10 protein-coding genes are annotated in these 15,394 nt (G+C 39.5%); 4 read left to right on the forward strand and 6 right to left on the reverse strand.

From position 1 onward, the window contains the following. Positions 1 to 77: 77 nt before the first annotated feature. Together VK159_RS10225 and VK159_RS10230 are read left to right on the forward strand one after the other, a co-directional pair. Positions 78 to 785 (forward strand): NUDIX hydrolase, encoded by a 708-nt coding sequence (locus tag VK159_RS10225; protein ID WP_324230037.1) that lies wholly within the window; start codon positions 78 to 80, stop codon positions 783 to 785. 447 nt (positions 786 to 1,232) lie between these two features. After that, positions 1,233 to 1,625, forward strand: a complete 393-nt coding sequence (locus VK159_RS10230; protein ID WP_324230038.1) for a hypothetical protein — start codon at positions 1,233 to 1,235, stop codon at positions 1,623 to 1,625. Between the two features lie 456 nt (positions 1,626 to 2,081). On the opposite strand, the gene VK159_RS10235 is transcribed toward VK159_RS10230, so the two are convergent. The 5 genes from VK159_RS10235 to VK159_RS10255 form a co-directional block, all read right to left on the reverse strand. After that, positions 2,082 to 5,300, reverse strand: a complete 3,219-nt coding sequence (locus VK159_RS10235) for an error-prone DNA polymerase (RefSeq protein ID WP_324230039.1) — start codon at positions 5,298 to 5,300, stop codon at positions 2,082 to 2,084. Positions 5,301 to 5,312: 12 nt separating this feature from the next. Continuing rightward, a complete protein-coding gene (locus tag VK159_RS10240) occupies positions 5,313 to 6,812 on the reverse strand; it encodes a DNA polymerase Y family protein (RefSeq protein ID WP_324230040.1) in 1,500 nt (499 codons plus the stop codon). A gap of 1 nt (position 6,813) precedes the next feature. Beyond that, the gene (locus tag VK159_RS10245; RefSeq protein WP_324230041.1) at positions 6,814 to 7,542 is read right to left on the reverse strand and encodes an Error-prone repair protein ImuA; all 729 of its coding nucleotides are present in this window, start codon (positions 7,540 to 7,542) and stop codon (positions 6,814 to 6,816) included. A 537-nt stretch (positions 7,543 to 8,079) separates the two neighbouring features. Next, positions 8,080 to 8,547 carry a GNAT family N-acetyltransferase gene (locus VK159_RS10250; protein ID WP_324230042.1) on the reverse strand — a complete coding sequence of 156 codons (468 nt, stop codon included), beginning with the start codon at positions 8,545 to 8,547 and terminating at the stop codon, positions 8,080 to 8,082. Positions 8,548 to 8,916: 369 nt separating this feature from the next. Then, the gene (locus VK159_RS10255) at positions 8,917 to 9,393 is read right to left on the reverse strand and encodes a lipocalin family protein (RefSeq protein WP_324230043.1); all 477 of its coding nucleotides are present in this window, start codon (positions 9,391 to 9,393) and stop codon (positions 8,917 to 8,919) included. Between the two features lie 812 nt (positions 9,394 to 10,205). Between VK159_RS10255 and VK159_RS10260 the strand changes: the two genes are divergently transcribed. Next, the gene (locus tag VK159_RS10260) at positions 10,206 to 10,946 is read left to right on the forward strand and encodes a TonB family protein (protein WP_324230044.1); all 741 of its coding nucleotides are present in this window, start codon (positions 10,206 to 10,208) and stop codon (positions 10,944 to 10,946) included. A 90-nt stretch (positions 10,947 to 11,036) separates the two neighbouring features. On the opposite strand, the gene VK159_RS10265 is transcribed toward VK159_RS10260, so the two are convergent. Beyond that, a complete protein-coding gene (locus tag VK159_RS10265) occupies positions 11,037 to 11,393 on the reverse strand; it encodes a VOC family protein (RefSeq protein WP_324230045.1) in 357 nt (118 codons plus the stop codon). 1,253 nt (positions 11,394 to 12,646) lie between these two features. On the opposite strand from VK159_RS10265, the gene VK159_RS10270 reads away from it, so the two are divergent. After that, entirely contained in the window at positions 12,647 to 15,391 is a 2,745-nt protein-coding gene (locus VK159_RS10270; protein WP_324230046.1) for a sigma 54-interacting transcriptional regulator, read from the forward strand. Positions 15,392 to 15,394 lie beyond the last annotated feature (3 nt).

Raw genomic sequence — 15,394 nt, forward strand, 5'->3', positions numbered from 1 at the left:
GGTGTAACAAAGTAAAATAAATTTTTTTAACTGTCAAAATTACAGTTATTTTTATCTTACTAATAACTGTTAATACTATGAGCCGTTATCCTGACCAAGCCAGGGTTTTCTTAGCTGTCGACTGTATCGTCTTCGGGTTCGATGGAAAGCAATTAAAAATCCTACTTGTACAACGGGCACTGGAACCGGAAGTAGGCAGTTGGAGTTTGATGGGCGGGTTTGTCTTTGCCAACGAAAATGTTGAGCAGGCTGCAGCACGTGTGCTACATACCCGCACCGGGTTATCGAATGTTTATCTGGAAGAATTATCAACTTTCAGCGAGCCAGACCGTGACCCTGTTGAACGAACAGTTTCAGTAGCCTTCTTTGCGTTGATCGATATCAATAAGTATAAAAAACAAATTACCGACGATTTCCATGCAGAATGGTTTGATATCAATAAGCATCCAAAACTCATTTTCGACCATAAACAAATGGTGGAAAAAGCCAAAGCAAGGTTACGCTACAAATCTGCCTTCCACCCCATCCTGTTTGAATTACTTCCTTCAAAATTCACCTTACCTCAATTGAAAAGTTTGTATGAAGAAGTATATAATATTGAAATGGACAACCGCAACTTCAGCCGGAAAATCTTATCGATGAATTTGCTGGAAAAGCTGAATGAGAAAGACAAAGAAAACTCCAAGAGAGGTGCCTGGTACTATAAAATGAACAGCAAGAAATACAAAGCAAACTTTCATGCTGTTGCAACGATTATCCCCAATCCTGATATTTATTATTCCTGATAAATTGGAAGGGTTATTATCCTGGTATTTGAACCAATGAAAACCTACACAGTTTTTTGATACCAGTAAAGCCAAGGCAAAATTCTGCTAAAACAGTCCACGGTTTTTTGTGTGAGAACGATCCAGTCTGCACCGGAATAGTTGGGCATACCGCTCTCTTCACATTTTGTTTACCATTAAGTGATCGTGAAGGGCTTGCTAATCCAATTTTCCCAATTCACCACATCTCCCTGCAAAGGTGACCATTCAAGGCAATAGTTCAACGCAATAACATCCACGTATTTTCTTGACACCTGAAAAACTTCTGCAAGTTTTTTTCCGTAAGCGTATCATGTGTATAAATCCGGAAGCATTTGTTCCCATCAATACACACCAAAATGAATTGTCTTTGCCAGTCCAACACTATAGCCCTCAAAACCGGGCGCCTTTTCTCATCAATGTTCATCAGTGTATATCCGTGGCCAGATTAACTTCTTCGAGAATATTCATATAATTTCTTGCCCCGCTGGTTCAGGTCAATATAAAAATGTGATATCAGCATCGTGGAGTTTTGACGTGGCTGAAAAAAATAATATTATTGGGATCAGGGAAGTGTATGTCAAACAAGGCCGGGGTGGCACGGTTGAAGAAGTGTTGAACACCTTAGAAAATGCAAGCTGCAAATGCAAAATTGTGGAATGGCACAAGAATGATAATGACATCCGGGTATTCCAGTTAAAAAACCAATTGCTTGATGAAATGACGGATCAAAAGCTTAAACGTCTTCTTGATGAAAAAGGCATTCTCCTGAGAACTCCGGACGACAACTTAATATTAAGTGATACAAGCTATCATAAATAACTCAGACATTACAATTCGCTCCACAGTAAATCACAAAAAAAATACAAAGCCCAACAACAGTAACAACTGATCTCCCTTGGCATCGATAACGATCAACAATCGAAACAAAAAATCATTCAATGAGAAAGCCTATTTAATATTCAGGAATCCGAAAGTCAGATCGGTTTTGTAAGCTCAAGGCAATTATTTTCAGATACCGAGTCAGGATTCAAACTCTTATATAAGAAGCACTGATAATCAAATAAATGACATGTAATCATTTTTCCAAACCCGCTCCTCAGTGAAACATCGTCAAGTTGTTTCGTATGATTTCTCTAGCGTTTCATATCTACAAAAACCTTAGTATAATAAATTAACATAGGAGAAAATTACTAGAACAATTTTAGTATTGGTTCGAATCCAGTCTCAGGCTCAAGATTGAGATAAGACAAGTAAAATCAAACTAACTGTTTCTATTCACCTGAAATTCCTCCCTTCAGAAAACACATTCTTTTCTTTTAAGTCGTTAGTATGTATGTTTTCTTCCTTCTTCACAACTTCGGCTTTAAACAGTGTCGGTTTATCCATTTCTTCCTCTTGAGGTTGAATAAGCTGACTTAAATACTTCGTCATATTGTAACACTTGCTTACAATTACATGGATCACCTCGCCTTCAATTTGCAATTTCCCTTCAATCATAATTAACCGTGATTGCAGAATTTCTTTCCGGAACTTATCAAACAGTTGTTCAAAGAATACAACGTTGGCAAATCCTGTTTCATCTTCAATCGTCATAAAACAAACACCTTTTGCAGTACCGGGTCGTTGACGTACCAAAACCAATCCGGCTACTTTTACGGCTTGACCATCTTTGTGTTTCGGTAATGTATTGATCTTTATTACATGAAGCTGCTCCAACTTCTCTCTTACAAAACTAACCGGATGTGCTTTTAATGATAGTGAAGTTGTAGCATAATCATGTACCACATGCTCCGATTCTTTCATGACAGGTAATGAGATATGCTGTTCATCCGGATCATCATCTAACTGCCCCTTGAATACACCAACTGCTGTATCTTTTTTTGAAATTTCCCACAATGCCTGTCGTCGATCAAGCCCGATTGAGCGAAAAGCATCAGCATCTGCCAATTGCTTTAATGTACTATCAGATAAACCTATATTCCGCAGCTCATCAACGGTTTGATAACGATCTGTTCTTGCATTCAATAATACATTCACATCATCCTCCCGCATTCCCTTTACTTGTCGGAAACCTAAACGTAAAGCAAAATAATTTTCTGAACGTTCTTCCAACGAATTATTCCATGTGGAGTAATTAATATCAACGGGTCGCACTTCCACTCCATGCTTTTGTGCATCAATCACAATTTGTGCAGGTTGATAAAATCCCATCGGCATACTGTTCAGCAATGCACAGGCAAACACATCGGGATAATAATACTTCAACCAACAGGAAACGTAAACAAGCAATGCAAAACTGGCGGCATGACTTTCAGGAAAACCATAACTGCCAAATCCTTCCAACTGCTTAAATACTCGCTGTGCATATTCCAGCTTGTATCCTTTCTGCAACATTCCTTTGATCAACTTGGTTTCATATTGAGATACTAACCCTTTTGCTTTAAAGGTTGCCATACTTCGTCGAAGTCCATCTGCTTCTGAAGGAGTAAATCCTGCAGCCACAATGGCGATCTTCATGGCCTGCTCCTGGAATAAAGGAACACCTAATGTGCGGCCCAATATATCTTCTAATTCTTTCGATGGATATTCAACCGGTTCCTCACCATTGCGCCGTCGTAAATAAGGATGCACCATATCACCTTGTATCGGCCCCGGTCGTACAATTGCTACTTCAATTACTAAATCATAAAATGTGCGGGGCTTTAATCGTGGCAGCATGGATTGTTGTGCACGGCTTTCAATTTGAAACACACCAATGGTATCAGCATGACAAATCATTTCGTATACAGCCGGATCATCCTGCGGAATAGTTGCAAGCGTTAATGCAGGACCGTAGTGCTGTTTCACCAGGTCAAATGCTTTGCGGATGCAGGTAAGCATACCCAATGCCAACACATCAATTTTCATAAAGCCGAGTGCATCAATATCATCTTTGTTCCATTCAATGCAAGTACGGTTTTCCATCCGTGCATTCAATACGGGACATAGGTCAGTCAATTTTCCTCTTGTGATCACAAAGCCTCCGGTATGTTGACCGAGTTGTCTTGGGAAACCGATAAACTGTTTGGTGAGCGACAATACTTTTCGCAGATGTTGATCATTAAAATCAAAGCCTTGTTCAGTAAACCGATTCTGTGTAAACGACTCTTCCGGAAATTCGCCCATTGCACCAACGGCTTTTGACAAACGATTGATCATATCAACCGAAAGTCCCATTGCTTTAGCAACATCTCTGATGGCGCCTTTCTGATGTTGTTGTGTAACAGTTGCTACAATCGCAGCTCTTTCTCTGCCGTATTTCTGATAGATGTATTGAATCACTTCTTCTCTTCGTTCATGTTCAAAATCCACATCAATATCCGGAGGTTCGTTACGTGCTGCTGAAAGGAAACGTTCAAACAACAAGTCAAATTTCTCCGGATTCACCGAAGTAATTCCCAAACAAAAACAAACCGTTGAGTTAGCTGCAGAACCACGCCCTTGACATAAAATATGTTTGCTTCTTGCGAAGCGAACAATATCATACACTGTAAGAAAGTAAGAAGCGTAATTCATTTGTTCAATGAATGCCAGTTCATGATTGATGGCTGCAATTGTTTTTGCAGGAACTACTTCACCAAAAACTTGCTTCGCACCTTTCCATGCTAAGTAGGTCAGTTCTTCTTGTGGTGTACGTCCTTCTGTAATAATTTCTTCCGGATATTCATACTTCAATTCATCTAAAGAGAATTTACAAGCTTCTGCAATTTCTTCAGCATACCTGATCGCTTCCGGATAATGCCGGAACAAGCGAAACATTTCTTCCTCCGGTTTTAAATAACGTTCAGCATTGGGATGTAACCGAAATCCTGCATTGTAGATGGTGCATTTTTCTCTGATGCATGTAACAATATCATGCAACTCTCTTCTTGTTACATGATGATAATGCACATCGTTCGTTGCAACTATCGGAATATTCAACTGATTAGACAGTTGTGCCATTCGATATAAATATTTTGTATCATCACCATTGTAATATCTGCAGGCAGCGATGTATAGTTGATCGCCCAGTACTTGTTTGTACTCCTGTAAATTTTGCTGGAATGATTCTTCAATACTAAATTTATGATCCAATGTTGTTGGTGGCACAACAATAAAGAGCATGTCTTTTGCACGCTGATATACATCTGCTTTGCACAAATGACATTCACCTTTTTCTGCACGAAGATTACCTGTTGAAAGAAGATTACACAACCGGGAATATGCTGCTATGTTTGTTGGATAAGCAAGTAAGCTTGGCCCATCAATTAAATCAATCCTACAGCCGGTAATAATTCTAATGCCTGATTTTCTTGCTGCAGCATGTGCCCGCACAATACCTGCCAAACTGTTTCGATCGGTAATAGCGATTTCCTTATAGCCATAAATCGCAGCCTGCTCCACCAACTCTTCCGGATGAGAAGCACCACGTAAGAAACTAAAATTACTTGTCACCTGTAATTCCACATAACGCATACTTCACAATTTTTAAGCAAAGAATCCATGTAAGAACCATTGATACGATTCGTCGGTGTAATGTCCTAAACGGAAGATCCAGTAACGGCAACCATGTTCATCTTCTACATAATAATAATCACGATGCTGTCCTTGCTGTAACCACCACTCCTGTTCAATCCGTTCGGGACCATCTGCTTTTATCACTTTGTGTAATGTTCCTTTATATCGAAACAACATCGGTGGATAATCAGGAATCGGTGCTGTTACTTCAATTGGTGCAGGTGAGGATAATAGTTGCAAGGGTCTCGGTCGTTCTACTTTCCACCCTGCTGTATTTTCTTCAAATAAATTTTGTGCTGATTTAAAGGATCGTTCGGGCCAATAATGTTCATCGGGTAAATAGCGTTGAATATGTTTTGCACCAAATTTTCCTGTAAAGCGATCAAGTAACTCTGCTAAACCTGTATCATTCAAGCCCCCCGTTTTTTGCCATAGCTGCCCTTGCATTGTTGATACGTCTTCTACTTTTGTTGCATCGAGTGTAAACAATTCTATTCCTAATGCAGGTTCAATTCCCGATAGTTTTAATTCAAATAATTTAAACAGATGAGTTATGTTGAACGTAGCCCGATTGGTACCAATTTCAACCGGTATGGTTATCCCATCTACACGATAACATTTAAAACATGCAGTACGCAATCCTTTTTGTTCCTGTTGAAGACGCTTACACAATGCTTCCAGTAATTGTTGCAAAGCAATTTCAATTCCTGTTCGTGTAACGATGGGATCAAGACAAGTTAAACGCTCACAATACAGTTCAACTGGGTGTAATGGAATAATGATCTCTTCTTCATGCCCCAATGCCTGGTTCAACCGTTTGATAAATTGTTCACCAAATCTCCTGCGAAGTGTTGAACGTGGCAGATTGATGAAGTTTTGAATTTTTCGTAAACCTAATACATGCAAACGCTCCACTGTTTCTGCTTCCAACCGAAGCGACTCCGGTGGCAATGCAAGTAATGCTGTTGCCTGTTTAGTTGTTTCTATGATCTCAAACCCACTTCCAAATCGTGCAAAGGCCCATGCTGCACCAATGGTATCAGCCATTGCTGCACGTACATGATAGCCTATGTTTTTTAATCTGCTTACAATCTGTTTCAGGTATAAGTCTTCTCCTCCCCATAGGTGAGCGCAACCGGACACATCCAATAAAAGACCATCCGGTAAATCAATTGCCACAACTGGCGTAAAACGAATGCACCATTCACCTAAACCGTTCAATAATTTTGCAGGCAAGCCGGGTTGATCATCCAACACGTTTAATGTTGGAATAATGACTCTTGCATCGGCCACTACCATTCCACTGTAAATACCTTCCTGTTCTGTCAATGGATTTGTAGCAGTAATCACCATCCGACCATGATCCGGACTTGCTAACACAAATGGAATTGTAAGCAGTGTTGGATGCCGACGAACAAACCAATCCGTTTTTAAAAAACGAAACCATATCGCCACAAATCGCTTCGTCATCTCATCCTGTTTTCTTTCGTTGTTCAAATTCAATTGCTGCCACTTCGTTAAGCAAATGAAATTTACCTGCAGCCCATTCAACCTGCCATGAGCCAGGCTTTCCATTACGCACTTTTAATAATTCTACATTCCACTTTGGAAAACCAACACCGGGAATATCTGTTATTTCACTTGCTATAGAAGAAATTTGCCAGCGGCACACACAAGCAGTTGGTACTACTTTGCGTGGATTCACACGAAGAATAAAACCTGTAACCGCACTTTGCTCAACTGCTAACTGAAACCTACGTGAAGATGTAAAACTGAGCTCTTGCAATTCACAAACAACTGCAGTAAGTCCCTCGCATTTTAAAGCTTCTTCCATGGCCCACAGCAAATCTTTTTCTTTTATTAATTGAATAAAGATGATTCGGTCGGGATCGATCCCAAACAATTTGAATGCAGGTGGAAACAATGTGTTGCAGGATGTTATCCATACGGTGATCGCATGTGTATTCATCAAAGTGCTCAACAATGCCGAAACAAAACCTTCGGTTGCAGCAATACGTTCCTTTCCGCTGCATACAAATTCATGCATAGCTCCAATGGGAAAACTGGCTTGCGGAAAATGTTCTTTTAAAAATCCCAGGCCGGGTGGCAAATTCGAATCATAGGCAACCGGTCTGATGCCTGCAAGCTTCAGCAAATCCTTTTGCAGTTGTTCAATAATATGGGCTTTTTCAGGCAACATCGGAATCAAAGATACAGAATAATACTAAATATTTTAGTATTATATTGAGTTCTCATCAATGATCGAAACCTAAATTCATTCAATGAGAAATGCCCGGTATAACATTCCGGAATGTTCCGGAAAGCATATCGGCTTTGTAAACTAAGGACAATTATTCTCAGTTGCCTGTGGTAGTACAACGAATGAAGAAAATCAGAATTATCCTTTCCTGTTAAACCCCGCTATAATCGTTTTAAAACCTTCGTACCCGACTTTCGGATTTTTAACAATCGCCTCTTCAAATCTGTCATAATAAGTCAGGTGCTCTGAAACAACAAGTGATTGATATAGGAACAAGGTAACGGTTAAGAATATTGTTTCTCAGCGATGTCTCCTGGAAGGAACATTGCAATTAAATAATTTCGTACTAACATCTATCGCACAACGTCCTCGTCATTCTGCTGCAGGTATTTCAGCTTTATCAATTGGCAACGTTGCCGGGAAAAAAGACATAAGAACCCAGGTAGTTGTTTTGTTACTTCGATTCGAATGCTCAACTTACAATTGCTTTCTCATCACCACTATATCCTTCCCTCCCAAAGCAAGTCGCTCCAATTGTTGCCAACCTAATCGCTTGTATAAATTTTCCGCAGTGTGTGTAAATAAGTAAATATCCTTGAGTCCAAGCGTTTTTGCGTGATCTTGAATATGATTGCAGATGAATGCTCCAAAACCTTTTCCTCTCATACCCGGTAATGTATAAACTAAAGCCAACCAGTTTTCGTACACGTTGAGTCGTGGCTCTTTATCCAGCAGCCCAACGTGGTTGTAAAGCCCGCCGGTTGCGATTGGTTGATGATCAAGTGTCATTAAGAATTGAAACTCATGCTTGTCAGCCGAAAGTTTTTTTATTTTTTCGACGGTTGCGGCAACAGGTATATTCCATTCATTTAAATACCAGTTTGCAATAACCGTAATAATATCATCATCATCGGGTTTAACTAGTTGGTAATTGAAGTGTGTCATAAATTAAATTTACTTCTCAACAATGCCTCCGGAATGCACATTGCGTTTAAATAATTTCGTACTAAAATCTTTCACATAACAACCTATCATCCTCATGCAGTCACTTCATCTTTGTTTGTTAGGTGACGAGGCTGAAAAAAGGCTTCGTTTTAAACCTTACACATCTTAAAAAACGATTTGCTTTGTGACCAGGATGTCCGGTTTTCTTATTGATAGCGCCTCAGCAAAATCATAAACACAGCAGCACAATAGAGCATCGCCCGGGATGCTCTATCGTGCTGATTATACTTCCTGACCAAAGCTCGAGTGTTTGTAATTCCTATATAAATTGAGAATTTACAAACTATAAATTACCCGATACTAGTTGAATTATTTATTTTTTAATGTAATTGTTTTCAAAACTTTGTTTGATGTGGAAATGCTGTCAAGCCATTGCACTTTAAGAATTGAATCATTAAGAAGTAAAATTTTCCAATTCTGAAGCCGGATTGCTCCATTGAGCTGGAGGTTATTCTGACTTGAATTTAAAAGCCATGCACCATTATCATATTGAAAAATTGTCGTGTCACATTTCGCTGAGTTATCCTTGAACTGGAAGGAACGGGAATTCCCATTTATTCCAAAAGTCAATCTGTCGTCTGTAGAACAATTTTTAGCGATACTGCTGTCTTCAGCCGGGTTGGAAATTTTAGGCCGTGTAATACTTGTAATTTGCCACTCTCTTGCTGATAATTGCTTTTCCACAGTTGTCAGTGACTTATTCTCTTTCTTACAGGCAACAAAAACGGTTAGTGCGAAAAGGAAAAAAAAGAAAAAAAATACTGTTTGTTTGATTGTTTGTTTCATGAAAAAAAATTTTTGGTGATAAGATTTAATGAACAATGGCCGGCTGTATAAAAAGTTGCTACTATAAATAGTCATATTCAGAATAAGTATCTCTCAGGCATTGGAATTTACTTTTCATTAAAGGAATTGAGATGATCGAACTTCCCGCAAACACTAAAAAAAACTAAAACAAAACACAGAGTACATATTATACCGACAGTCTGATACCAACTTTGTTTGGTATATTTTTTTAACAGGATGAAAAAACTTCTCTCCATCAATTAACGGACACAAGAATAATGTCAGGTTAACTGATTCATTTTCCACTAACGATCTGCAATAGTTTTTTTTCGGGTAAACAAATTGTTCAAAGCCAACATGAAACCCACCGTTTGTTTTTTATAGTGATACCAATGAAAGTAATATCGTTGCATCACTAATCTTTTTTTTTTGAAACACAAAAAAGTTGATCTTATTTCAGAGTGCTGCAATAAACTATAATAAATTAAGTTCTTTAACGATGAATAAAATGATTACGTAGTATCTGCTGTAACGGAACTTCTGAACATTGTTTCTAAGCCAATTTCCCGGAAAACTCTCGCCGTGATTCATTCATTTGCTTTATTGCTTCTCAACAATATCATCTCAAAAGCACATTGCGTTTAAATGATTTCGTGGTAACATATAAATCCCAGGGTCGGTTACACCATCCCCCGGGCAAACGGAAGAATGTTTTCATGCCTGGTATTTTACTTAACATTGCAATCATTTTTTATCTTTAAATCCTAAACCCTTGTTTGACGCTCAAAAGCATTAACCAATTCAAACCGTTCATGTTTAAACGAAAATTTCTCTCAACTGCATTTACACTGGTATTAGTAGTTCATTCATTTTCTCAGGACACTATCTGGCTTTCAAAAACAGGAACTACTGTTTCCCATAATGACTCGGCTGCCCGTTTCAATGTCGTTTTCAAAAACAAAACCGATACGCAACAAGTAAGATTGTTGCGCTACTTAAAGGATGGCACTTTACAGGAGGAATTGAATTTTTTCCCTTACAGACCCACTCCGGTTCTTCAAGGGGTTTTCAAGCGATATAATAACGGACAGTTAGTGGATGAACGATTATACCATAATAACCGGTTAACAGGATCGCATAAAACGTACTGGCCAAGCGGTCAATTGAGGCGAATAGACACATACAATGATGGCACATTTGTCGAGGGTAAATGTTATGGCCGCAATGGAGCAGATACCGCCTGGTTTGTACATCATGTACCAGCCAGTTTCCCGGGAGGAAACGACAGTTTACGGTTATTCATGACAAGAAATTTTCGTTACCCACCCGATGCAAGAAAAGAAGGAATAGAGGGTACTGTACGGGTTAAGTTTACAGTCTCAACAAACGGCAGTTTAGAAGATATAGAAGTCGTAAATAAAGTCAACCCTTTTCTGGACAGTGAAGCCCTGCGTATCGTTAACCGGATGCCGAAATGGATACCGGCTTTACAGGATGGCGACAAAGCAAACATGGTTTTTATTCTGCCCGTCGTATTCAGGTTGAGCGAATAGCAATACATTTCCGCACCTTACGCTGCGTCCCCGGTTTAACTGTTCTCAACGCAATAGTTCATGCAAAACAACTGCCAGGAAAAGTAACGGCTAAATACGTTGTCCAAACGTAAGCAAATTGTTGTCCGGGTCAAGCATGGCAAATTCTTTTTGTCCCCAGGGTTTGATTTGCAAATGCCCTGCCGGATGTATTGTGCTGTTGTTGTCCAACATCGACTGGTAAAGCGCTTCAATATCGTTTGTACGAATATAAACTTGCCCGTAATTTTCTTTCGGGTCAAGTCCGTTGAATTCAAAAAAGTGAATTTCAGCGTTATCTTTTTTCACCAGCAGGTAACCATCATAGTCTTCACTACCTATGTCCGTAAAACCTAATTCAGTTAAATAGAATTCTCGTGTGATTGATTTATCACGCATCGGAAGTTTGGGAACAATGGTTGTAAGCATACTGTTTTTTTTTACAAAGATGGCTGTTTCTCTCTGCCCGGGGGCTCACGCAGTGGATGCCGGGATTTATATATCCTGACTAACTGGGTCGAACCAGTCCCCGGCCGACGGAAATTCCCTATCCCTAATTCCCAATCCCTAATCCCTTTGCCAATTGCCTATTGCCCTTTGCATATTGCTCAATGCCTACCGTCTCCATCCTTCGCTTATAATAGCAGGATACTCCCACTATACTCCCTGGATAAAGCCTATATAATCCCTATTAAAAGCGCTCACCACGTATAAATGCGACCGCTTTCAACCCCCACACCCCACTCCGGAATGCACACCGCATGCCTATCCACTCCTGTACTCGTTTAGCCGGTTAGCTTTCTTCTTTCGTGTCCAATTCTGTACATGGTTGGCATCCATGCCAGCGGTAAGGCAGCAGTACCAAAAGAGTCATCTTCCTGGATATTTCGTGTAAATAGTGGCGTCACGGTGATGATTGTTATCAACTCGCATTAATCAGGCATTGAAAGCAGCGAAAAAAATGCATTGCCACCAGCAGCAACAAACCCGTGAAAAGTAGCGCAACAAAAAAGGGTTTCATAAATGAAACCCTTTTTGCATTCTGTGTGACCGCGTCAGGATTCAAACTTTAATGCAGGAACCGCTCACAATCAACTAAATATCTTATAACAATTTTTTCAAACCCGCTCTTCAGTGAAACATCGTTAATTTGTTTCGCTTGATTTCACTTGCACTTCAAATCTACAAAAGCTGTAGTGAAATAAATTAACGTGGGAGAAAATTCTTAGAACAATTTGGGCATTGGTTCGAATCCAATACTGGCACGAAAACAAAAATAGATTGTCTCATAAACAACTTTTTTAGGATTTCTTTGGATCTCTAATAGAGAACAGAAGCCGTTTAAACGAATCTCAGGAGCTTTATTTTATTATGATACAGCCTCTTTTTATTGATACAAAACTTACCAGGCCCTCCTTTTTTCGATTATATAATTCTTTTCTCAAAATCACTAAACATCATCTTCTCTTAAATCTTCCGTAATACAATGAATGAGCAGGAAATCATCTGTCGATGTAAAAGTTAACAACACGTATGAGTTAATCCTTAACTACAGTACCTAAATTACTAAGTAGAGTACAATTTCTGTTCTAATGTCACCCCTCCGACATTATCCCGACCAGCTTCCCGTAATTTTCACATTTGAATTTGTAACTTTAATAAACCATCAACTTCAATAGCCAGTGATCCATACAGATGATCATAAACAGTTGGCAGATAATCTACTCGCCCAAATAGCAGAAGCGACACTGGATCGCATTGGTTACGATTACATACTTGAACTCACAAGAAAAATACCTACAATTATTGGTATGCGCTACTGCTTTGTTGTAGAGTGTTCCAACAAAGAGAAAACACGTTTACGTACTGTTGCGTTTGTTGAGGGCGACAAAGTGCTGGATAATATTGAATACAGCACAGCCGAATCAGCCTGCAGTATGGTTATAAAAGGTGATCCCTATTATTTGCCGAAAGCGGCACAAAAATTCCACTCAGGAGCAAAAGGAATTGAAGCTTATGTTGCTGTGCCCATCATCAGTAAACTTACAGGTGAAATGCTTGGTCATATCGCAGCATCAGATCCCAACCCAATCACTGATCAAACAGACCGCATCGCTGTGTTGAAGATTTTCGCAGCTCAATTGGCAAGTGAGTTGGAGCGAATACAATCTGAAAAAGAACTGGAACAGAAAAAATATGATATCGAACTGTACCGGCAAACCTTACGCAATCTTCACGAAGCTGTATTTTGGGTAAATGCAAATGGCAGTATCATTGAAGTAAATGACATGGCTACTTATATGACCGGAAGGAGCCGTGATGAGCTGTTGGCGATGAAAGTGCCTGAACTTAATCCATCGGATATTGTGCAGGATTTTCCGGACTTCTGGAAAAAACTAAAGAAAGCAAAGAAAATTACGTTTGAAGCAAAACATCGTCATAAAGAAGGGTATCTCTATGAAGTTGAAATAACGGGAAATTATATTGAATACAATGGACAGGAATTTTCGTGCAGTATCGTAAGGGATATTCGAAAATTAAAAAAAGAAGAAGATATACTTCGCATCATTTCAGAAGGTACTGCTGCTCTCACCGGTATGGACTATTTGCAAGGTCTAACCAAAATTGTAACGGAAGTCTTAGGTGTACGTTATGCGCTTGTGTCGGAATGTGCCAATGAAGAGAAAACGAGAGTACGCACCATCTCCTATGTTGACCGTAAACAAGTACTGGAAAATATTGAATACGATCTGGAGGGAACCCCCTGTCAATACGTAATGAACGGAAAGGATTATTTCTGTGCAGATGAATTAGAAAAAAGTTTCCCGGGAGAGAAAGGAATTCAATCGTATATCGCTGTTCCAATTGATAGTCCCGAAACAGGTGAAGTGTTGGGACATATTGCTGCCTTAGATAGTATTCCCATGACGAGCGATCAGAATCAAGCAAACATACTCCGCATTTTTGCTGCAAGAGCAGGTGCTGAAATGGATAGGCTTTCCGCACTTAAAAAACTGGAAGAACTCAACAAAGCATTAGATTTAAGTTTAAAAGAAAGCGATCAACGTTACAAAGATCTGTTTGAGCAGGCACCCATTGCTTATGTGCACGAAGGTCTGGATTCGAAATTTATAAAAGCAAACAGGGCAGCGTTGAAAATTCTGGGGGTTAAACCAGAAGAAGTGCCTTATACTTATGGAAGTTCACTTGTGCCCGATACACCTGACGCACAAAAACGACTGAAAGAAGCGTTTGCTTCAATTGGCAGAGGTACAGACACAAGTGGAATTGTGCTTGAATTGCGGCGCAAAGATACCGGTGCTCCGATTTGGATACAGTGGTGGTCGAACCCCGATGTTGGTGGCCAATTTACAAGAACGATGTTCATTGATATTACAGAACGTGTATTGATGGAACAGGAACAGGCTCGTTTAAAAGCACAGAACCAATACCTGCAGGAAGAGATAAAGTACAATCACAACTTTGAAGACATTGTAAGTACCAGTAAAAAATTTCATAAAGTACTGCAACAAATTGAACAGGTAGCTTCTACTGATGCAACGGTATTAATTCTTGGGGAATCCGGAACCGGTAAAGAGTTAATTGCAAGAGCCATACATAATATCAGCAATCGAAATAAACGTCCTTTGGTGAAAGTAAACTGTGCTACACTTCCAGCCAATCTCATCGAAAGTGAATTGTTTGGTCATGAGCGGGGTGCATTTACAGGTGCAATGGAAAAAAAGATCGGTCGCTTTGAGTTGGCAGACACAGGGACAATTTTCTTAGATGAAATCGGCGAGCTGCCTGTTGAATTACAGGCAAAACTCCTGCGTGTATTACAGGAAGGAGAATTTGAACGTTTGGGGAATCCTAAAACAATGAAAGTAAACGTTCGAATAATTGCTGCTACCAATCGAAATCTGCAAACAGCCATCGAGAAAAAAGAATTTCGTGAAGATCTTTATTATCGTTTGAATGTTTTCCCGATCATCACTCCCCCATTGCGTGACCGTAAAGAAGATATTCCACTGCTTGTAAAACATTTTATCCGCAAGCATGAAACAAAAATGGGCAGAAAGATAACTGAAGTTGCCCCTGATGTTTTAACTGCTCTTCACCAATACAACTTGCCGGGTAATGTTCGTGAACTGGAGAATTTAATTGAACGTGCTCTGATCATTTCAAAAGGTTCAGTGCTTGAATATGGCGATTGGATACCTGCTGCTTCCGGAATATCAGCAGCCAATCACAGTTCTTCATCAAAACAAACATTAGAAGATGTTGAAAAGGAACACATCATTCAAACCTTAGAAAGAACCAACTGGAAAGTAAGTGGTGAAAAAGGAGCTGCGAAAATTTTAGGTCTCAATGCCACAACCCTTGAAGCACGTATGAAAAAACTTGGCATCTCACGGCCAAAATGATCT

Origin of the sequence: Lacibacter sp. (genome assembly GCF_035299325.1) — a bacterium.
Classification (GTDB): domain Bacteria; phylum Bacteroidota; class Bacteroidia; order Chitinophagales; family Chitinophagaceae; genus Lacibacter.

Excerpts from the sequence above, each read along its gene's own strand:
- VK159_RS10225 (WP_324230037.1), top strand. The coding sequence starts at position 78 with ATGAGCCGTTATCCTGACCAAGCCAGGGTTTTCTTAGCTGTCGACTGT.
- VK159_RS10235 (WP_324230039.1), bottom strand. The coding sequence starts at position 5,300 with ATGCGTTATGTGGAATTACAGGTGACAAGTAATTTTAGTTTCTTACGT.
- VK159_RS10240 (WP_324230040.1), bottom strand. The coding sequence starts at position 6,812 with ATGACGAAGCGATTTGTGGCGATATGGTTTCGTTTTTTAAAAACGGAT.
- VK159_RS10245 (WP_324230041.1), bottom strand. The coding sequence starts at position 7,542 with ATGTTGCCTGAAAAAGCCCATATTATTGAACAACTGCAAAAGGATTTG.
- VK159_RS10250 (WP_324230042.1), bottom strand. The coding sequence starts at position 8,547 with ATGACACACTTCAATTACCAACTAGTTAAACCCGATGATGATGATATT.
- VK159_RS10255 (WP_324230043.1), bottom strand. The coding sequence starts at position 9,393 with ATGAAACAAACAATCAAACAAACAGTATTTTTTTTCTTTTTTTTCCTT.
- VK159_RS10260 (WP_324230044.1), top strand. The coding sequence starts at position 10,206 with ATGTTTAAACGAAAATTTCTCTCAACTGCATTTACACTGGTATTAGTA.
- VK159_RS10265 (WP_324230045.1), bottom strand. The coding sequence starts at position 11,393 with ATGCTTACAACCATTGTTCCCAAACTTCCGATGCGTGATAAATCAATC.